This window comes from Halomonas bluephagenesis (assembly GCF_054790765.1).
This window is the reverse complement of sequence record NZ_CP133631.1, coordinates 2,809,971-2,831,303: the sequence shown is the minus strand read 5'-3', so window position 1 is coordinate 2,831,303 and position 21,333 is coordinate 2,809,971. Positions and strand designations below refer to the sequence as shown.

General features: G+C 53.2%; 11 protein-coding genes, 3 tRNA genes and 2 pseudogenes. 2 read left to right on the top strand and 14 right to left on the bottom strand.

The annotated features are described in order from the left end of the window. Nucleotides 1–110: 110 nt before the first annotated feature. From REH51_RS12725 to REH51_RS12685, 9 genes are all read right to left on the bottom strand, one after another. Nucleotides 111–187 (bottom strand) — tRNA-Arg (locus REH51_RS12725). A gap of 67 nt (nucleotides 188–254) precedes the next feature. Continuing rightward, nucleotides 255–331: transfer RNA gene (locus tag REH51_RS12720), tRNA-Arg, on the bottom strand. Between the two features lie 29 nt (nucleotides 332–360). After that, nucleotides 361–453: transfer RNA gene (locus REH51_RS12715), tRNA-Ser, on the bottom strand. A gap of 126 nt (nucleotides 454–579) precedes the next feature. Beyond that, nucleotides 580–768 carry a carbon storage regulator CsrA gene (gene csrA, locus REH51_RS12710; RefSeq protein ID WP_009722197.1) on the bottom strand — a complete coding sequence of 63 codons (189 nt, stop codon included), beginning with the start codon at nucleotides 766–768 and terminating at the stop codon, nucleotides 580–582. Between the two features lie 192 nt (nucleotides 769–960). Then, on the bottom strand, nucleotides 961–2,211 hold the full coding sequence (locus tag REH51_RS12705; RefSeq protein WP_009722196.1) for an aspartate kinase: 1,251 nt from the start codon (nucleotides 2,209–2,211) through the stop codon (nucleotides 961–963). 100 nt (nucleotides 2,212–2,311) lie between these two features. Continuing rightward, nucleotides 2,312–4,921, bottom strand: coding sequence for an alanine--tRNA ligase (alaS, locus tag REH51_RS12700; RefSeq protein ID WP_009722195.1), 2,610 nt, complete (start codon nucleotides 4,919–4,921; stop codon nucleotides 2,312–2,314). A 169-nt stretch (nucleotides 4,922–5,090) separates the two neighbouring features. After that, nucleotides 5,091–5,552 (bottom strand): regulatory protein RecX, encoded by a 462-nt coding sequence (locus REH51_RS12695; RefSeq protein ID WP_009722194.1) that lies wholly within the window; start codon nucleotides 5,550–5,552, stop codon nucleotides 5,091–5,093. A gap of 42 nt (nucleotides 5,553–5,594) precedes the next feature. Then, nucleotides 5,595–6,656, bottom strand: coding sequence for a recombinase RecA (gene recA, locus REH51_RS12690; protein WP_009722193.1), 1,062 nt, complete (start codon nucleotides 6,654–6,656; stop codon nucleotides 5,595–5,597). An 89-nt stretch (nucleotides 6,657–6,745) separates the two neighbouring features. Then, nucleotides 6,746–7,279, bottom strand: a complete 534-nt coding sequence (locus REH51_RS12685) for a CinA family protein (RefSeq protein WP_009722192.1) — start codon at nucleotides 7,277–7,279, stop codon at nucleotides 6,746–6,748. A gap of 161 nt (nucleotides 7,280–7,440) precedes the next feature. Here REH51_RS12685 and mutS point away from each other — a divergent pair. Continuing rightward, a pseudogene (mutS, locus tag REH51_RS12680) lies at nucleotides 7,441–10,008 on the top strand (DNA mismatch repair protein MutS). A 146-nt stretch (nucleotides 10,009–10,154) separates the two neighbouring features. Then, the gene (gene fdxA / locus REH51_RS12675) at nucleotides 10,155–10,478 is read left to right on the top strand and encodes a ferredoxin FdxA (RefSeq protein ID WP_009722190.1); all 324 of its coding nucleotides are present in this window, start codon (nucleotides 10,155–10,157) and stop codon (nucleotides 10,476–10,478) included. 448 nt (nucleotides 10,479–10,926) lie between these two features. Here fdxA and eno read toward each other — a convergent pair whose 3' ends face one another. From eno to gltB, 5 genes and pseudogenes are all read right to left on the bottom strand, one after another. After that, nucleotides 10,927–12,216, bottom strand: coding sequence for a phosphopyruvate hydratase (eno, locus tag REH51_RS12670; RefSeq protein WP_009722188.1), 1,290 nt, complete (start codon nucleotides 12,214–12,216; stop codon nucleotides 10,927–10,929). 72 nt (nucleotides 12,217–12,288) lie between these two features. Further along, nucleotides 12,289–13,158: a 3-deoxy-8-phosphooctulonate synthase gene (gene kdsA, locus REH51_RS12665; RefSeq protein ID WP_009722187.1), complete on the bottom strand. Its 870-nt coding sequence runs from the start codon at nucleotides 13,156–13,158 to the stop codon at nucleotides 12,289–12,291. Nucleotides 13,159–13,173: 15 nt separating this feature from the next. Next, nucleotides 13,174–14,829 (bottom strand): CTP synthase, encoded by a 1,656-nt coding sequence (pyrG, locus tag REH51_RS12660; RefSeq protein WP_009722186.1) that lies wholly within the window; start codon nucleotides 14,827–14,829, stop codon nucleotides 13,174–13,176. Between the two features lie 138 nt (nucleotides 14,830–14,967). After that, a complete protein-coding gene (locus REH51_RS12655; protein ID WP_498935960.1) occupies nucleotides 14,968–16,386 on the bottom strand; it encodes an FAD-dependent oxidoreductase in 1,419 nt (472 codons plus the stop codon). Between the two features lie 33 nt (nucleotides 16,387–16,419). After that, nucleotides 16,420–20,892: pseudogene (gene gltB, locus REH51_RS12650) on the bottom strand (glutamate synthase large subunit). Nucleotides 20,893–21,333: the final 441 nt, after the last annotated feature.

Sequence of the window (21,333 nt, the reverse complement as noted above, 5' to 3'; positions counted from 1 at the left end):
CGCTGTGCGCGGGGGCGCTTTAAACGATCGCAAGACCAAAGCGCGAGCCACTGTGGTCAGGCTAGAAAGAAGAAAAACCCGCTTTCAGTAGAAAGCGGGTTTTTCGAATTTGGCGCGCCCGGGAGGATTCGAACCTCCGACCCCCTGATTCGTAGTCAGGTACTCTATCCAGCTGAGCTACGGGCGCTTAACAGTTTTTAACATCACTTGCGTGATAAAAAACATAGTAACATCAATAACTTCTTAATTCAAGCTGGCGCGCCCGGGAGGATTCGAACCTCCGACCCCCTGATTCGTAGTCAGGTACTCTATCCAGCTGAGCTACGGGCGCTTATCCAAATTGATGTTGCTTTATGCAGTTGGCGGAGAGAGAGGGATTCGAACCCTCGATAGGGCTATAAACCCTATACTCCCTTAGCAGGGGAGCGCCTTCAGCCACTCGGCCACCTCTCCTCAACAGCACGGCGCGAATGTTACCGATTATGATGACTGGTGTCCAGCCCTATGCCGATTTTTTTCGCGCCGACCTGCTCTCTTACCCCTTAAACGCCCTTTAATGGGCGTGATATAGGCGTACAACTACTCAGACTCACTTTCGCTATTACGTTCGCGCTGGATGCGCTGATAGATCTCTTCACGGTGAACCGCGACGTCTTTCGGCGCATTAACACCAATACGTACTTGATTACCTTTCACACCTAACACCGTGACGGTGATTTCATCACCTATCATCAGTGTTTCGCCGACACGGCGGGTTAAGATGAGCATGGCTGATCTCCTTCTCAGACGTTTTATACAACGGGATGTGTCCGCTAGAAGCGACACCAGGCTATTATGCGGCACGGTGTCGCCGTCACCAATGGCTCAAGCCCCTATGACACCTTAACCTCCCGTTGAAAGAAAGCTCACCACCACACGGCAGCAAGTACTCTTCAGCGTAGAAGGTTTAGCGCGCAATTGTTATTCAGATTCGATATCAGACTTATCTAAACCGAATGCTTTATGCAAGGCGTTAACCGCAAGTTCCATATGCTTTTCATCAATAACCACAGAAATTTTAATTTCCGACGTGGAAACCATACGGATATTAACGTTCTCATCGGCCAAAACACGGAACATTTTAGAGGCAACACCTGCGTGAGAGCGCATACCAACACCCACAAGTGATACTTTGGCAATATTATCATCACCACGCAGTTCACCACCGCCTAGATCCGGAATTACCGTCTCTTCAAGCAACTTCTTGGTCGCTTTGTAATCACCTTTAGCAACGGTAAAAGTGAAGTCGGTGTAATCACCGGCAGGCGCCACGTTTTGTACAATCATATCGACTTCGATATTGGCGTCTGCAATTGGACCAAGAATACGCGATGCCACACCAGGTACATCAGGCGTGTTCAACAGGGTCAACTTGGCTTCGTTTTTGGTAAACGCGATACCGGAGATTAGCGGTTCTTCCATAGAGTCCTCGTCTTGGTCTGCTTCTGCAACAATTAGGGTGCCGGGGCCTTCTTCAAAGCTCGACAGCACGCGAAGTGGTACGTTGTACTTACCAGCAAATTCGACGGCGCGAATCTGTAGCACTTTGGAGCCTAGGCTTGCGAGCTCAAGCATTTCTTCCACGGTAATGCTCTCAAGACGCTGAGCCTTGGAACACACTCGGGGATCAGTGGTGTAAACACCATCAACATCGGTATAAATCTGGCACTCATCGGCCCCAAGCGCTGCGGCAAGCGCAACACCCGTCGTATCTGAACCACCACGCCCAAGCGTTGTAATATTGCCGTCTTCATCAACGCCCTGAAACCCAGCCACTACAACTACTTTGCCTTCATCAAGGTCAGACTTCAGGTCATCGGTTTCAATGCGCTGAATACGCGCTTTGGTATAGGCGCTATCGGTATGAATACCGACCTGGGCACCTGTGTGGGAAGTGGCTGAAACACCAATTTGCTGAAGCGCCATTGCCAACAGCGAAATAGTCACCTGCTCACCGGTAGAGAGCAGCATGTCCATTTCGCGCGGTGCTGGGTCATCATTGATCGCGTTTGCCATATCGGTCAGGCGGTTGGTCTCTCCGCTCATCGCTGACACCACTACTACAACTTGGTGACCTTGATCGCGAAAGCCTTTAACCTTTTCCGCCACGGCCTTGATACGGTCGACAGAGCCCACCGAGGTGCCGCCGAACTTCTGTACGTATAATGCCATATGCCGTTTTTTCCTATAGGTTCGGGAATGGAGAATGAGCGTTGTTATTACTATTTAACAAAAAGGCCGGTAGCACAGATAGTGCCACCGGCCTTTGTATTTAGCTAAGCGTATTTTTCAACCAAGCTGGCACGCTGTCTAATGCAGCTGGCAAAGCGTCAGGTTGACTTCCTCCCGCTTGTGCCATATCGGGGCGGCCACCACCTTTACCGCCCACCTGTGAAGCGACATGGTTGACTAGTTCACCAGCTTTTACGCGGCCGACTAAGTCTTGGGTAACCCCGGCAATCAAGCTCACTTTACCTGCTGCAGTATCCGCAGCCCCAAGCAGGATGACACCTGAACCAAGCTTGTTTTTCAACTGATCAAGTACGCCGCGCAAATCTTTACCGGAAACGCCTTCAAGCTGAGTGACCAGTAAATTGACACCGTTAATTTCTTGCACTTGGCTAAGCATATCGCTGCCCGCAGCGCTTGCCAGCTTCGCTTTCAGTTGTTCAAGCTCTTTTTCCAAAGAGCGATTGCGCTCAACCAGCGATTCAACCCGCGCTTCTACCAACTCGGGTTTGGTTTTCAGGCGCTCACCTAACCGCTGAACACGGGCTTCCTGCTCGCGGAAATAAGCCAGCGCGTTTTCACCCGTAATCGCTTCAATACGACGCACACCGGAAGCAATACCCACTTCGCTAATCACATGACAGCAGCCAATATCGCCGCTGCGACTAACATGGGTACCGCCACAAAGCTCAATAGAGAAGTCATCAGCACCAATAGTCAGCACCCGTACGTTATCGGCATATTTTGCCTCAAACAATGCGGCGGCTCCTTTGGCTTTCGCTTCCTCCAGACTCATCTGCTCTGTTTTAGTCGGCGCATTCGCCAAGATCTGCTCATTTACTAGCCGTTCTACTTCCGCTATCTGCTCAGCAGTCATCGGCTCGAAGTGGCTAAAATCAAAGCGCAGGCGCTCAGCATTGACCAGAGAGCCTTTCTGCTGGACGTGATCACCCAGCACCATCCGCAATGCTTTATGTAGCAAGTGAGTCGCTGAGTGATTGCGGATGGTTGCGCCACGCAAGCTGGCATCCACCTCGCCTCGGACATTCGCGCCTACGCTGAGCGCGCCATCTACCATAATGCCTTGGTGAAGGTGGTGACCACTCTGTTTCTGCGTGTCGGTTACCTGGAAGCGAGCGCCATCAACGTATAAGTAGCCGGTGTCGCCCACCTGGCCGCCCGACTCACCGTAGAATGGCGTACGATCCAGCACAACGGTGCCTTTCTGACCAGCTTCCAAGGCAGCTAAGGCATTGCCTTCACTATCCACGATAGCCGTTACCGTCGCCTGATCGGCCAGATGCTCGTAACCTGTAAACTGGGTTTCACCCTCCAGGTTGATAGCAGCGCTGTAATCCGCGCCAAACTGGCTGGCCGCCCGAGCACGCTCACGTTGCGCTTCTAACTCACGCTGAAAACCAGCTTCGTCCAATGTAACTTCGCGCTCGCGGCAAACATCTGCGGTCAGATCGAAGGGAAAACCGTAGGTATCGTAGAGCTTGAAGACAGTCTCGCCAGGCAGCACATCACCCTGAAGCTCTTCAAGCGCCGCATTCAGCAGACCCATACCGTGATCCAGCGTGCGCGCAAACTGCTCTTCTTCCTTAAGCAGCACGCGGGCAATTTGTTCGCTCGCTTCACGCAGCTCAGGGTAGGCATCGCCCATTTCGGCATCCAGCGCCGCAACCAGCTTGTGGAAAAACGGCTCCGAAGCGCCAAGTTTGTGCCCATGACGGATCGCTCGGCGAATAATTCGACGCAACACATAGCCACGCCCTTCGTTAGAGGGCAATACGCCGTCCGCAATCAAAAAAGCGCAAGAGCGGATATGGTCGGCAATCACGCGTAGCGACGGCGTAGTGGTATCCCCATGGCCAGTCGCTTCGGCAGCAGCTTTCAGCAGGTTTTGGAACAGATCAATCTCGTAGTTGGAGTGAACGCCCTGCATAACGGCAGCCACCCGCTCCAAGCCCATTCCCGTATCAATGGAAGGCTTGGGCAGCGGATTCAATGTTCCAGAAGCATCGCGGTCGAACTGCATGAACACGAGGTTCCAGATTTCGATGTAGCGATCGCCATCTTCTTCAGGGCTGCCAGGCGGGCCACCCCATACTTCAGGACCATGATCAAAAAAGATTTCAGAGCTGGGGCCACAAGGACCGGTGTCTCCCATTTGCCAGAAGTTATCTTCATCAAGCTTTGAAAAACGCTCAGGGTCAATGCCGATATCGTCTTTCCAGATGCGCTCTGCTTCGTCGTCACTGATATGCACCGTTACCCAGAGCTTCTCTTTGGGCAGGCCCAACGTTTCTGTCAAAAACGTCCAGGCAAAGCGAATGGCCTCACGCTTAAAATAGTCGCCAAAACTAAAGTTACCCAGCATTTCAAAGAACGTATGGTGACGCGCGGTATAGCCGACATTATCTAGATCATTGTGCTTACCGCCAGCACGCACGCAACGCTGGGCTGATGTGGCGCGCACATAGGGGCGCGGATCGCGGCCAAGGAAAACGTCTTTGAAGGGCACCATGCCTGCATTGGTGAAGAGCAGCGTCGGGTCATTACCCGGCACTAGAGAGCTGGTGGGCACAATAGTATGCCCCTGCTTTTCAAAAAAAGATAAAAAGGCCTGTCTGATCTCTGCGCTTTTCATAGGGTATCCGTGACAAGAAAGCATGATGCCCCAGGGCGCTGTCGCCGCCACCCGCTGGGGTCGCAAAGGGAGCATTATAACGCAGTTGTCAAACGACTAAAGCCGCAGTTAGTGGCAGAACTAAAACAGACGGCGAAAAAACAACCAGAAAAGGCTTACATAGGGGGAATTACAAGCAAGACAACGCGTAGCGGATTTGCTCAAAATTAAAGCCACGCGTGGCGAGAAAACGCTCGCGTTTAGCACGCTCTTTGGGCGTATCACCTGGCGAGGAAAAGCGCCGAGCCAAGGTATCGCGAGCTAGCTCAAACCAGTCTACGGCTTCGTGCTCTTCTACTGTGGCAAAAGCCGTCGTTGACGTTTCTTGATCTACGCCGCGCTGGCGCAGCTCACCTTTAATGCGAATAACCCCTTGCCCACGAAAAACCCGCGAACGTATAAAGCTTTCGGCAAAACGTTCATCGGACTGTAAATTCTGCTCTTCCAGAGTGTCCAGACAAGCAGCAATCTCATTAGGCTGAAAAGATTTTTGCTGCAACTTGCGCGCTAGCTCGGCGCGAGAGTACTCGCGCCGAGACAGCAGTTGAATCGCAACTTCACGCGGTGTTAACTCACCACCGGAAGAAAACATAGCGTTCTCTCAACGGTTTAAAGAACAGTATCACAAAGCAGCTTATAGCAAATCATCATCGCTCTCGGCTTCAACATCAGCCACAGGCGCTTCTTCTTTTTTCGCATCCGGCGGAGCAAGTAGCTGCGCTCGTATTTGCGCTTCAATCTCTTCCATGGTCTCAGGATGCTCTTCTAAATACTGCGCAGCATTCGCTTTACCCTGACCAATTTTTTTGCCTTTGTAGCTGTACCACGCGCCCGCTTTGTCTACCAAGCTGCACTGCACGCCCAAGTCAATAACCTCGCCCGCATGGTAGATACCCTTACCGTAGAGGATTTGGAACTCGGCCTGACGAAATGGCGGCGCCACCTTGTTTTTAACTACCTTCACGCGAGTTTCGTTACCCGTGACCTCATCACCCGATTTTACGGAGCCTGTACGGCGAATATCCAGACGCACACTGGCGTAGAATTTCAGCGCGTTACCGCCGGTCGTAGTTTCAGGGCTACCGAACATCACGCCGATCTTCATACGAATCTGGTTGATAAACACCACTAAACAGTTGGCGTTTTTAATATTACCGGTAATTTTACGCAATGCTTGAGACATTAAACGCGCTTGAAGGCCAACGTGAGAGTCGCCCATTTCACCTTCGATTTCAGCACGCGGTGTTAATGCAGCCACGGAGTCGATCACGATCACGTCTACACCGCCGGAACGCACCAGCATATCGGTAATTTCCAGCGCCTGTTCGCCAGTATCAGGCTGAGACACCAGCAGGTCGTCTAGATTAACACCAAGTTTTTCTGCATAGCTTGGATCCAGGGCGTGTTCTGCATCGACGAACGCACATACCTTGCCCTGTTTTTGCGCCTGCGCAATCACTGATAGGGTCAGGGTCGTTTTACCTGATGATTCTGGGCCATAAATTTCGCATACGCGTCCAAACGGCAGCCCGCCGATACCTAGCGCAATATCAAGCCCCAATGAACCGGTGGAGACAGACGGCATTATCACGCGCGGTGCATCGCCAAGGCGCATAACGGTCCCTTTACCAAACTGGCGATCAATCTGGCTAAGTGCAGCATTTAGCGCTTTGGTGCGGTTGTCATCCTGAGCCATGCAGAAATTCCTCGTTACAAACTGTATAATTAGCCAGTAGTATGCCAAAGATTAGCGGCTAAACAAATCCTCAGCACTATATTTAATGTTTATTTCTTTTCACTGTCTTTTGCCTGAGCCATCAATCGTGCCACCAACCCAGCCAACGCTTCACGCACGGCTTGTTCGCGCACCGCCTGCCGGTCGCCGTAAAATTGGAAGCACGCTGCCTGCTGGCTTTCTGCATTACCCCAAGAAAGCCATACGGTACCAACAGGTTTCTCTTGACTGCCTCCATCTGGGCCTGCCACCCCACTCACTGCAACGGCTAAGCTAGCACCACTTGTTAAGCAAGCACCTTTAACCATTGCATTAACTACCTGCTCGCTGACTGCGCCATGGGCTTCGAGAATCGCCTCGGGGACATCCAGCATCCGTGTTTTAGCGGCATTGGAGTAGGTCACATAGCCCGCCGTAAAATACGCTGAACTTCCCGCCACAGAGGTAATTGCGCTGGCAATACCGCCTCCCGTGCAGGACTCTGCCGTGGAAACTTCAACCCCAAGCTGTTGGCACAGCCTTCCTAGCCGCTGAGCAAGCAGCGATAGGTCAAGATTCTTCAGGCTTGAAACGCTAGGTGCCATGGTGACTCCTTCATGTGAGACCTTAGTTCAGCGTAGAATACAGCGTTTAGCTTTCTCAAAGAAATTGCCCAAAGAAATTGCTCATAGAAATCGCTTAAAGCAACTGCCCAAGAACATGCCGCAAGCTGAGACTGCTTGCGCAACGCTCAACCAGGACGCCCATGTCACAGGCCAGCCCCGCTCACACGCCAATGATGGCGCAATATCTTAAGATCAAACGCGATCACCCTGAGGTACTTCTGTTTTACCGGATGGGGGATTTTTACGAGCTATTTTTCGATGATGCCAAGCGCGCTGCAATGCTGCTGGATATCACCCTTACCCAGCGCGGCCAGTCAGGTGGTAAACCCATTCCTATGGCAGGCGTGCCCTACCATAGCGCTGAAGGCTATTTAGCCCGACTGGTAAGCGCTGGTGAATCGGTCGCCATTTGTGAACAGATAGGCGACCCCGCTACCAGTAAAGGTCCTGTTGACCGTCAAGTAGTGCGCATTGTCACCCCTGGCACGCTTCACGATGAAGCCCTTCTGGATGCACGCCGCGATAACGTATTGGTCGCCGTGGCGCCTAGCAAAGACGGCTGGGGCCTTGCGTGGCTGGAGCTTTCCAGTGGGCGCTTCAATGTCTTGGAAGTAGAAAGTGAAGCCGAGATGCAGGCAGAGCTAACCCGCCTGTCGCCTGCCGAACTGTTAGTACCCGAAAGTTTGACCCTGCCCGATGCATGGTCGCAAAAGCGCAGTCTGCGGCGCCAAGGAGAGTGGCTGGTTGACTTAGATAGCGCCACTCGTAGCTTGTGCGATCAGTTTGAAGTCCAGGATTTACGCGGCTTTGGGTGCGCACACTTAACCACCGCACTTATCGCTGCGGGGGTGCTGATCGATTACGCCCGAGACACCCAGCGCTCACGCCTGCCCCACGTAACGGCCATTAGCGTCGAAAACCGCGACGATGCCGTGGTGATTGACGCGGCCAGTCGGCGCAATCTGGAAATTGATATTAATTTGGGCGGTAGCAGCGATAACACGCTGGCCAGTGTGCTAGACACCTGCACCACCGCTATGGGTTCGCGATTATTAAAGCGCTGGCTTAACCGCCCGCTGCGCCAGCGTGACGTCGTAGAAGATCGTCACGCTGGCGTGGCGCTGCTCTCTATTGAAGCGGCCTACCTCCCGCTACGCGATACATTGAGTGATGTAGGCGACGTCGAGCGTATTTTGGCCCGCGTCGCGCTATATAGCGCCCGCCCCAGAGACTTGGCACGCCTGCGCGACGCCTTGGTAACACTACCGGCACTTGAGCAACTGCTAAGCGAAATTGATAACGGTAGCGCCCTAGACGGACTTAAACCTCACATTCGCCCCTACCCAGAGATAGCAGATACCTTAACCCGCGCGCTAGTTGAGAACCCGCCGGTGGTGATTCGCGATGGTGGCGTGATTGCAAACGGTTTTGACACCGAGCTAGATGAACACCGCGGCATGGCTGAAAATGCCGGTGATTATCTAGTGCAGTTGGAGCTTCGCGAGCGCGAACGCACTGGTCTCGCCAATTTGAAAGTCGGTTATAACCGGGTTCATGGCTAATTTATTGAATTACCTCGCTCTCAAGCTCAGCAAGCGCCCGCGGACTATATCCGCCGACAAACGCTAAAAAATGCTGAACGCTTTATCATTCCAGAGCTAAAAGAGTTCGAAGACAAAGCACTCTCGGCCAAGTCCAGAGCCCTCACTCGTGAAAAGTGGCTCTACGAGCGCCTGATGGGCGAACTCAACGCGGCGCTTCACGCGCTGCAAAACACATCGCGGGCGTTGGCGGAACTTGATGTACTCTGCGCCTTTGCCGAGCGCGCAGAAGCACTCAATTGGGTAAGGCCCCAGCTTAGCGATGCCACCGGCCTTAGAATCTCTGCTGGACGACACCCCGTCGTCGAACACGTTAGCGACACACCGTTTGTACCCAACGATGTCACGCTAACACCTGATCAGCACATGTTGATTATCACCGGTCCCAATATGGGTGGTAAATCGACCTATATGCGCCAGACCGCGCTCATCGCGCTGCTGGCTCATAGCGGTAGCTTCGTCCCTGCCGACAGCGCTGAAATAGGTCCTGTAGATCGTATTTTTACTCGTATTGGCTCGTCAGATGACCTAGCGGGTGGTCGCTCTACGTTTATGGTCGAGATGACCGAAACCGCTAATATTTTGCACAACGCTACCGAGCATAGCTTGGTATTAATGGACGAAATTGGCCGTGGCACCAGTACTTTTGACGGCCTTTCGCTAGCCTGGGCAAGTGCTGAATCCCTAGCCGAAGCCAAAGCACTCACTCTGTTTGCCACTCACTATTTTGAAATGACCGCGCTACCGGAGCAGGCCGAGGGCGTTGCAAACATTCACCTGACAGCAACCGAGCACGGCGACAGCATCGTGTTTATGCACCGCATCGAGTCTGGCCCTGCTAGCCAGAGCTATGGCTTACAAGTAGCCCAGTTGGCAGGTGTTCCCAGCCATGTGATACGCAGAGCCCGTGAAAAACTGATGGCGCTGGAGCAGCGCGACGTGGATGAACTGCAGCGCCCAAGCGGAATTTCCGCAGCACCGCAACAAAACGACTTGTTTGCCAGTGCACCGCACCCCGTAGTGGAAGCACTAGGCAAGGCCGATGTAGACGATTTAACACCCCGCGAAGCACTGGCACTGCTGTATCAATGGCGGGGACTGCTGTAATGAGATGGACCGAGCGCTTGCCGCCACGTAAGGGCACCACTAGAATGTCGCCCATACTATTTTAGCTTATAAAAAACGACTGATTTATAACCATTCACTATTGACCACGACCGGGAAGCACCCGGTCCCGCAAGAGGGATAGCAAGATGACGTTTGTCGTTACCGAGAACTGCATCCAGTGCAAATACACCGACTGTGTGGAAGTCTGTCCGGTCGACTGCTTCTACGAAGGGCCCAACTTCCTGGTCATTCACCCAGACGAGTGTATTGACTGCGCCCTGTGTGAACCGGAGTGCCCTGCAGAAGCGATCTTCTCTGAAGATGAGCTGCCGGATGGCCAAGAACAGTTTATAGAAATCAACGCTGAATTAGCCGACGTATGGCCGAATATTGCCGAGAAAAAAGATCCGCTGCCCGATGCAGAAGAGTGGGACGGCAAAACAGGCAAGCTGGAAAAGCTAGAACGCTAATCCAATAAGCCACGCCTTTTCAGACCAGCGTTCGCGCTGGTTTTTTTGTGCGCCACGGATCGGGCGCACAAAAAAAGGCGGCCCGTAGGCCGCCCGCTCCAAGCACTTCCTCTGACCGCTCCATGTGTCAAACTCCTCAGATACGATCCTTGCCAGGGCTCACATCACTGTGTCACCCGGCGTATCTGGCCTGCATCCCGCTGCATCCTGCCTGAAGCATCCTTGCCTCCCCTGTCCTGATTGCATTGTGGCAGAAAGCCATCACAACTCAAGCAGGCCAAAACGGCAACAGGCGAGCCGCAGCGGCTCGCCTGTCATCTAAAAATCCAACAAAATCAAAAACATAATCTTAAGCAAAAAAACCATTTGAGCGGTTAGCGTCGGCATTTGTAAGATATCTCTTACAAAATTTTAAGATATCTCTTACACACCGACGCCCATTTTTCGCTTACTGCCCTTTAATGGCTTTCAAGCCAGGGTAAGTCACATCGCCCAATTCCGCTTCAATGACAAGCAGACGGTTGTATTTCGCTACGCGGTCGGAACGGCACAAGGAGCCTGTCTTAATTTGGCCTGCACAGGTACCCACTGCCAAATCGGCAATAGTAGTATCTTCAGTTTCGCCACTACGGTGAGAAATCACCGCCGTGAAGCCTGCATCCTGGGCCATTTTGATCGCATCCAGCGTTTCAGACAGCGAACCAATCTGGTTGAACTTGATCAGGATTGAATTACCGATTTGCTCGTCGATACCACGTTTAAGAATCTTGGTATTGGTAACAAACAAATCATCGCCAACCAGCTGTACTTTGTCACCCAGCTTGTCAGTCAGTGCTTTCCAGCCCGCCCAATCAGATTCATCCATACCATCTTCGATGGATACGATCGGATAGTCCGCACAAAGGCCAGCCAGATAATCGGCAAAGCCTTCGGCATCGTAGCTTTTGCCTTCACCGGACAGGTTGTACTGGCCATCTTTGTAGAACTCAGAAGAAGCACAATCAAGCGCCAAGGTAACGTCTTTACCCAATGCGTAACCGGCATCAGCAACGGCCTGCTTAATGATCGCCAAAGCATCTGCGTTAGATGCCAAGTTAGGGGCAAAACCACCTTCATCACCTACGGATGTAGAAAGACCTTTAGCAGACAGCACTTTTTTTAGCGCATGAAAAATTTCCGCCCCCATGCGCAAGCCTTCACGGAAATTAGCCGCACCCACTGGCTGTACCATGAATTCCTGTATATCAACGTTATTATCAGCGTGCTCGCCACCGTTAAGAATGTTCATCATCGGCACCGGCATGCTGTACTGGCCCGGCTGGCCATAAAGCTCGGCAATGTGCGCATACAGCGGCACACCTTTAGCGTTGGCAGCAGCTTTAGCGGCAGCCAGCGACACCGCTAGAATGGCGTTCGCGCCCAGATTAGCTTTATTTTCAGTGCCATCCAGGGCCAGCATTGCGTCGTCCAGCCCACGCTGATCACGCGCATCCATTCCCAACAACGCACCACTGATTTTGCCATTCACGGCCTCAACGGCTTTTAAAACGCCTTTGCCAAGGTAGCGTGTCTTGTCGCCATCGCGCAGCTCGAGCGCTTCGCGGGAGCCTGTAGAAGCACCGCTTGGCGCACATGCTTCACCTACGGCGCCACTTTCCAAGCGAACCATGGCCTGAACAGTCGGATTACCGCGGGAATCAAGCACCTCTAGTGCGCTGATTTCAACAATTTTGGTCATAACAGTGTCCTTTTTGGTTGTCAGTCTAATGGATGATTGTGGGTCCAATGTATACCATGTTTGCCGTCGTGGTTAACGGATGGATAAAGGCTCAAACCCCTTCACCAAGGCGTCTAACTGCGAAAGCTGAGTCAAAAATGGCTCTAATTGATCCAGTGGCAGTGCGCAGGGGCCATCACACTTAGCGTTATCTGGATCGGGGTGAGCTTCTAGGAAAACCCCCGCTAAACCAACGGCGACGCCCGCACGAGCCAGCTCTGCCACTTGGGCACGACGACCATCGGCGCTGTCCGCGCGGCCTCCTGGGCGTTGTAAAGCATGGGTGACGTCGAAAAACACCGGATAACCGGTCTGTTTCATATCGCCAACACCCAGCATATCCACCACAAGGTTGTTATAGCCGAAGCTGGTGCCACGCTCACATAGCATCAGGCGGTCGTTACCCGCCTCCTGAAACTTGGTGAGGATATGACGCATTTCGTGAGGCGCCAGAAACTGCGGTTTTTTGATATTAATCGCAGCGCCGGTGTTAGCCATCGCTACCACTAGGTCGGTCTGACGGGCAAGAAACGCTGGTAGCTGAATAATATCGGCGACTTCAGCTACAGGTTCTGCCTGCCAGGGCTCGTGAACGTCGGTAATGATAGGCACGCCATAGCGCGCTTTAATATCCGCTAGAATCTGCAAGCCTTTTTCTAGCCCAGGCCCGCGATAGGAGTGGATCGAGCTACGGTTTGCTTTATCAAAGCTTGCCTTAAACACATAAGGCATCCCGAGCTTTTGCGTTACATTAACGTAGGCCTGTGCCACTTCATCAGCAAGCTCCGCCGACTCCAGCACATTCATGCCGCCAAATAACATTAGCGGCAAAGAATTGCCGGCGGTTAGGCCGGCAACGTTAATATGACGCTCTGGAAATGGTGATTGAGAAGCCGAAGACATGGTATTCGCTCTCCCTTATTCCTGAGTCGTTGTATGGGCGCGCGTACGTGCCGTTTTATGCTCTAAAGCGGCATTAACAAATCCGGAGAACAGCGGATGCCCGTCACGCGGTGTCGACGTAAACTCCGGGTGGAATTGACACGCCACGTACCAAGGGTGGTCAGCCAGCTCGACTACTTCTACCAAGGATTGATCGACACTCTTGCCTGAGACAACCAAACCTGCCTGCTCTAGCTCATCAATAAACTGGTTATTGACTTCAAAGCGGTGGCGGTGACGCTCGACAATCTCATCAGCACCGTAGGCTTCGCGAGCTTTGCTACCGGATTTCAAGTGACAGACCTGACCGCCTAGACGCATGGTGCCACCTAAATCAGACGCGGCGTCGCGCAGCTCGATCTTTCCTTCAGCGTTAATCCACTCGGTAATCAAGCCCACCACGGGGTGCTGGGTATCATGAGTAAATTCGGTAGAGTTAGCGTCTTTCCAGCCAGCTACGTTGCGGGCAAACTCGATAACCGCCACCTGCATGCCCAAGCAAATACCCAAGTAGGGGATGTTGTTCTCACGAGCAAACTGAGCAGTAAGAATTTTGCCTTCCACGCCGCGCTCGCCGAAGCCGCCAGGTACTAAGATGGCATCTTTGCCAGCTAACCGCTCGGTGCCATGGTGCTCGATATCTTCGGAGTCGATATAGTCGACATTCACCTTAATACGACCTTGAATGCCTGCGTGAATAAGCGCTTCGTTGAGCGACTTGTAGGCATCCAGCAGTTCCATGTACTTACCCACCATGGCAATGCTCACCGACTTCAGCGGATTCAACTTGGAATCCAGCACCTTGACCCACTCCGAAAGATCGGCAGGCTCTGCTTCCAAGCGCAGCTTATCGCAAACGATGTCGTCCAGGCCGTGCTCATGAAGCATCAACGGGATGCGATAAATAGTATCGGCATCCTGTAACGGTACGACGGCACGCTCTTCCACGTTAGTGAACAGGGCGATTTTGCGGCGCTCGCTCTCTTCAAGCTCTACTTCGCTACGGCAAATCAAAATATCCGGCTGGATACCAATCGAGCGTAGCTCTTTGACGCTGTGCTGAGTCGGCTTGGTCTTAGTCTCGCCTGCCGTCTTGATATACGGCACCAGCGTGAGGTGCATGTAAATCGCTCGGCTAGCGCCCAGCTCGCTGCGGATCTGGCGAATCGACTCCAGGAACGGCAGCGATTCGATATCGCCTACCGTGCCGCCGATTTCCACCAGCGCCACATCAAAGCCTTCACCGCCCGCATAGACGCGCTGTTTGATTTCATCGGTAATATGAGGGATTACCTGAACGGTACCGCCCAGGTAATCACCTCGGCGTTCTTTGCGCAGTACATTCTCGTACACGCGCCCCGTCGTGAAATTGTTCCCTTGGGTCATTTTGGTGCGAATAAAGCGCTCATAGTGCCCTAAGTCCAAGTCCGTCTCGGCGCCATCTTCGGTGACGAACACCTCGCCGTGCTGGAAAGGACTCATGGTGCCCGGGTCCACGTTGATGTAGGGGTCGAGCTTGAGCATGGTGACCTTAAGGCCGCGGGCCTCTAGAATCGCCGCCAGCGAGGCCGACGCGATGCCCTTGCCAAGAGAGGACACAACGCCGCCGGTCACGAAGATATATCGTGTCATGGAAAACCTGTCGAAACGTGATCAAAAGGCGTAACAGAAAGCCACACCAGGATGGGATGACAGAATAGCAGAGTACGCCTAAAGGCTCAATTTGAACTGCAGGTGGCAGAGGGGGGAAGACGCCCCTCACTATCAAAACTAAACGCCTAGGTAATCCAAAATCCCCTCAGCAGCTTGGCGGCCTTCGTAAATCGCGGTAACTACTAAGTCAGAGCCACGCACCATATCGCCACCGGCAAAAATTTTCGCATTGCTGGTTTGGTAGGCGTATTGGCCATGCTCTGGCGCTTTTACGCGATCACGCTCATCGACCTGGATATTGGCGCTATCGAACCACGGCGCAGGGCTTGCCTGGAAACCAAACGCTACTACGACTGCGTCGGCGGCAATAATCTCTTCAGACCCAGGCACCACTTCAGGACGTCGACGGCCATTTTCATCGGGCTCACCCAAACGGGTGCGCACAACCTTCACTCCTTCGACCTGTTCCTCACCCACCACTGCAACCGGCTGGCGGGTGAACAGAAACTCAACGCCCTCTTCCCTCGCATTGGCGACTTCACGACGGGAGCCCGGCATATTCTCTTCATCACGACGATAAGCGCAGATCACGCTGTCGGCGCGCTGACGGATCGAGGTGCGGTTACAGTCCATTGCCGTATCACCACCACCAAGCACCACCACACGCTTACCTTCCATCGAGATAAAGTCGTTAGGATCTTTTTCAAAGCCTAAGCGACGATTAACGTTGGCGATTAAGAAATCGAGCGCCTTATAAACGCCAGGCAAATCTTCGCCGGGGAAGCCGCCTTCCATGTACTTATAGGTGCCCATGCCTAGGAAAACAGCATCGTATTCCTGCAGCAGCGTGTCGAATTCGATGTCGGTACCAATTTCGGTATTCAGACGAAACTCGACGCCCATCTCTTCAAAGACGGCGCGCCGACGCTCCATCACGTTCTTTTCCAGTTTAAATTCTGGAATACCGAAGGTTAGCAAACCGCCAATCTCAGGGTATTTATCGAACACCACCGGCTTGACGCCGTTGCGTGCCAGGATATCAGCGCACCCCAGACCCGCCGGCCCAGCGCCCACGATGGCGACCTTCTTATCGGTCCACTCCACCTTAGACATATCTGGACGCCAGCCCATCGCAAACGCAGTGTCGGTAATGTACTTCTCTACCGACCCAATGGTAACCGCGCCAAAGCCGTCGTTCAGCGTACAGTCGCCTTCACACAAACGATCTTGCGGGCATACGCGGCCACACACTTCCGGCAGAGAATTGGTTTTGTGTGAAAGCTCGGCTGCTTCAATAATATTGCCTTCCACCACCAGTTGAAGCCAGTTGGGAATATAGTTATGTACCGGGCACTTCCACTCGCAGTACGGATTGCCGCAGTGCAGGCAACGGTGCGCCTGACTCGCCGCATCGGTGGGCTTAAAGGGCTCGTAAATTTCAGCGAACTCTTTTGACCGTGTGTGTGCGGCTTTTTTCTGTGGGTCTTTACGACCCACATCAACAAACTGGAAATCGTTATTTAAGCGGTTAGCCATGATATCTCTCCTCGAAGCGTAGGCTCTGGCGGGTTATTCCGGCTGACGCCGAGATTGATTCAGCAAACTGCCCAAGCTTGCCGCTTTTGGCTTCACTAGCCAGAAGTGGCGCGCGTAGTCGCCGAAGTCTTCCAGAATCGCCGCGCCTCGAGCAGAGCCTGTTGCCGCAACATAGGCTTCGATCATTTCACGCAGGTGACGACGATATGCTTCCATCGCTTCAGTATTGACCCGGTGGATCTCGACCAGCTCGTGGTTGTACTTGTCCACAAAGGTACGGTCTTCATCCAATACATAGGCAAAACCACCGGTCATGCCCGCGCCAAAGTTAACGCCGGTTTCACCCAATACGCAGACCAAGCCCCCGGTCATGTATTCACAACAGTGGTCACCTGCGCCTTCAATAACAGCAGTAGCCCCGGAGTTACGCACTGCAAAGCGCTCACCCGCGGTACCTGCGGCAAACAGCGTGCCGCCTGTCGCACCGTACAGACAGGTGTTACCGATAATGGCGGTTTTGTGACTTTCAAACTGGCTAACCTTAGGTGGCACAATCACAATGCTCCCGCCGTTCATGCCTTTGCCCACGTAGTCGTTGGCATCGCCTTCGAGATAGAGGTTTAAGCCACGGGCATTCCAAACACCGAAACTTTGTCCCGCTACCCCGACAAAGCGGGCAGTGACCGGCGCTGCTTCTAAGCCATCTTCGCCGTAGCGCTTGGCAATGGCACCAGAGGTTAACGCACCTACGCTGCGGTCACAGTTGGTAATGGTGAAATCAAACTCACCCCCAGACTGGTTTTCAATGGCCTCTTTCAACGCGGCCAGCACTTCCTGGTTTTTAGCACCTGGGTCGTGGGGCACATTACGGCTCACATTGCAGAACTGGGGCGCATCAGCGGGCACGAAGTCATTCGACAGCAGTGGGGTTAAATCCAACTTACGCTGGGCGGCAGTATTGCCTTCCAACACTTCAAGTAGGTCAGTACGGCCAATCAAGTCGGTTAACTGGCGCACCCCCAGCATAGCCATCAGTTCACGAACTTCTTCAGCAATAAAGCGGAAGTAGTTTTTCACCATATCGACAGTGCCGCGGAAGTGCTCGCCACGCAGGAAGTCATCCTGCGTTGCCACGCCAGTTGCGCAGTTGTTCAAGTGACAAATACGCAGATACTTACAGCCCAGCGCCACCATGGGTGCGGTGCCAAAACCAAAGCTCTCAGCCCCGAGGATTGCCGCTTTAACCACGTCGAGCCCCGTTTTAAGACCACCGTCTGTTTGCAGACGAATCTTGTCTCGCAGGCCGTTAATGCGCAGTGCCTGATGGACCTCAGGCAGCCCAAGCTCCCAAGGCGAGCCCGCGTGCTTGATAGAGGTCAATGGGCTGGCCGCGGTGCCACCGTCGTAACCAGAAACGGTGATCAGATCCGCATAGGCTTTCGCCACACCGGTAGCAATAGTGCCAATACCTGGCTCAGAGACCAACTTCACGGAAACCTGGGCATCTGGATTGACTTGCTTGAGGTCGAAAATCAGCTGCGCCAAATCTTCAATCGAGTAGATATCGTGGTGTGGAGGCGGCGAAATCAGCGTTACACCGGGCACCGAGTAACGCAGCCGAGCAATCAGCTGGTTAACCTTGCCACCAGGGAGCTGACCACCTTCACCAGGCTTCGCACCCTGAGCAACCTTGATCTGCAACACGTCGGCATTGACCAAATAGGCCGGGGTAACGCCGAAGCGGCCAGAAGCGATCTGCTTAATTTTTGAACTACGAATGGTGCCATAGCGAGCGGGATCTTCACCGCCCTCGCCCGAGTTAGAGCGGCCACCCGCTTCATTCATCGCCTGGGCCAACGCTTCATGGGCCTCCGGCGAAAGTGCACCCAGCGACATACCGGCGCTATCAAAGCGCGGGATCAGCGCTTCAACCGGCTCAACATCCTCTAACGGAATGGGCGTTTCAGCTGGTTTAAGCTTAAGTAGGTCGCGAATAGTGGCAACCGGGCGCTCGTTGACCAGCTGAGCAAACTTTTTCCACTTTGCGTAGCTGCCTTCTTGTACCGCCGCCTGCAGGGACTTCACTACATCTGGGTTGTAGGCGTGATATTCGTAGCCATGAACATACTTCAGCATACCGCCTTGAGAAATACCTTTGCGGGCAATCCAGGCATCCTTCGCCAGTAGCTCTTGCTGCATTTGTAGCTCTGCAAAACCGGCGCCCTGAATACGCGATGCCATGCCCACAAAGCAGGTATCCATGATCTCATCCGATAGCCCCACCGCTTCAAACAACATAGAGCCGCGGTATGAAGCCAACGTTGAGATACCCATCTTCGAAAGAATTTTGAACAACCCTTTCTGTAGGCCTTTACGGTAGTTCTCTCGGGCATCGGCAGGGTTGCCTGTTAGCTCACCGGTGCGATGCATGTCTGCCATCACTTGGTAAGCAAGCCATGGATACACAGCCGTCGCGCCGACGCCAAACAGTACCGCCATTTGGTGGGCATCCCTTGCTTAGCCAGTTTCCACCACAATATTGGCGTTAGGACGTAGCGCCAAATGGCCAAGGTGGGAGTGAACGGCCCCTACCGCCAAAGCAGCCTGGATAGGCAACTGCCCTTTGGGAAGGTCAGCGTCGGTCAACACCAAAATCACCTTGCCCGCTTTTACCTGCGCTTCGGCTTCTTGGCAAAGTAAGGTGACTGCCCGCTGCAGACTGGTGTGCTCCGGGTCGTACCCGAGTGACAGCGTGTGACTAGCAAAGGCAGGATCATCCTGACTGACCAGCGCAGTGAACTTACGTGGCGACAGCACCGGAGTTGTCAGAATCAAACGGTGGGCATGTTCAGGCGTCGCCTTAAAGACATTTAGCTCAGCGCCACAGCAAGTCTCAAGCGACATCACGATCGCTTCACGAAGAGGGTCGATCGGGGGATTGGTCACCTGGGCAAACTTTTGGCGGAAGAAGTCGGTCAGCAGACGCGGACGGCTAGACAGCACGGCCATGGGAGTATCATCACCCATCGAGCCAACCGCTTCCTGGCCACTTTCTGCCAGCGGACGCAGCACCTGATCACGCTCTTCAAAACTCACCTGGAACATTTTCTGCTGAACATTCAGTGCGTCAGTGTCCATTGTCTGGAAACGCGCAAGCTCAGTCAGCGCCGACTCTAGGTAATTAGCCTCTTGCTTGAGCCAGCGCTTGTAGGGGTAAGCTGACTTCAGACGGTTATCGATATCCTGGGTGTGCAGCACTTCACCGGTCTGCGTGTCTACTGCCAGCATTTGACCTGGACCAACGCGACCTTTAGCAACTACGTCCTCAGGACGGTAACCATAAGTGCCAATCTCAGATGCTAGCGTAATGTAGCCATTTTTGGTAATCACCCAGCGCGCTGGGCGAAGGCCGTTGCGATCTAGCATACAAACGGCTTGGCGACCGTCGGTCATTACCACTCCAGCCGGGCCATCCCAAGGCTCCATGTGCATGGAGTTGTATTCGTAGAACGCGCGCAGCTCGGCGTCCATGGTCTCAACGTTCTGCCAGGCAGGCGGCACCATCATGCGGACAGCACGATGCAGCTCCATACCACCGGTCAGCAGCACTTCCAGCATGTTATCCATGCTTGAGGAGTCAGAACCGGTGGTATTGACGATTTCGTCAAGCTCAGCAATATCAGGCAGACGCTCGTTAACAAAGTTGGCTTTACGAGAGTTCGCCCAGCCGCGGTTGGCTTCAATCGTATTGATTTCGCCATTATGAGCTAGCAGGCGGAATGGCTGGGGCAGCGGCCAGCGCGGTGCAGTGTTAGTAGAGAAACGTTGGTGGAACACGCAAATGGCGGTTTCCAGGCTCGGGTCATTCAGGTCTTTGTAGAACGCCGGCAAGTCTTCCGGCATGACTAGGCCTTTATAGGAAACGACTTCTGATGAGAGCGAAGCAACATAAAAGTCTTCGTCGCTGCGTAGCGCTTGCTCTGCATAGCGGCGCGCCATAAACAGGTCGACATCGAAGCGATCACTGCTTAAATTTCCACTACTAACTGTTCCACTACTACCTGGCTGGACAAACAGCTGCTCAATTCGCGGTAGACAGTCCAGCGCCATTGGGCCACATACGCTTGAGTCGGTGGGGACTTCGCGCCAACCCAATACCTCTAAGCCTCGGCTGCTTAGTTCGCGCTCAAGGGTTTCTTTAGCATGAGCGGCACGTGCATCGTCATCTGGCAAAAAGATGACGCCTACAGCAAAGCGCTCGCCAAGCTCCGCATCAAGCGCCTGCTTCGCGGCGGCGCGCATGAATTGCACCGGCATTTTCAGCAGCAAGCCGCAACCGTCACCGGTTTTGCCGTCTGCCGCAATACCGCCGCGATGGGTCATGCAGGTAAGTGATTCAATAGCCGTTTTCAGCAAGTCGTGGCTGGCCTGCCCTTCCATATGGGCAATAAGGCCAAAGCCACAGTTATCGCGAAACTCGCCAGGCTGGTGAAGACCTTTATTCATGGGCGTGCCTCTAGTCAGCGTATTTATTTAGCAGTGTTTTCATGTTATCGTTGCGGGTTTTTCTTTTTTTTGATGTCTTGCTACCCACTCAAAATAGGGTATTTCCCGCATTCACCGCTTCAAGAAAAGGTCGCTCAGCATAGCGATTTGCCTGCGTGTAGCGCAATCATCCAGAACCCGCCAATCCTTAAAAAACCTTGTCAAATCTTGCATTTGCATTCGCAGTTAATAAAAAAACATATTAACTTCAATCACTTGCAAAGCATTAAAACGATATTTCAACGACAACAACTCACGATTAGACTTTAGTCTTGGTAAGCCCAAAAAACCCATGCCGATAGCGCATAAGGCATACGGATTACATACAAATCGATCATCACTTAACGGCCAGACAACAAAAAACCCACGCGATGGTGGGCTTTCCGTGCAGACTTGTTTATC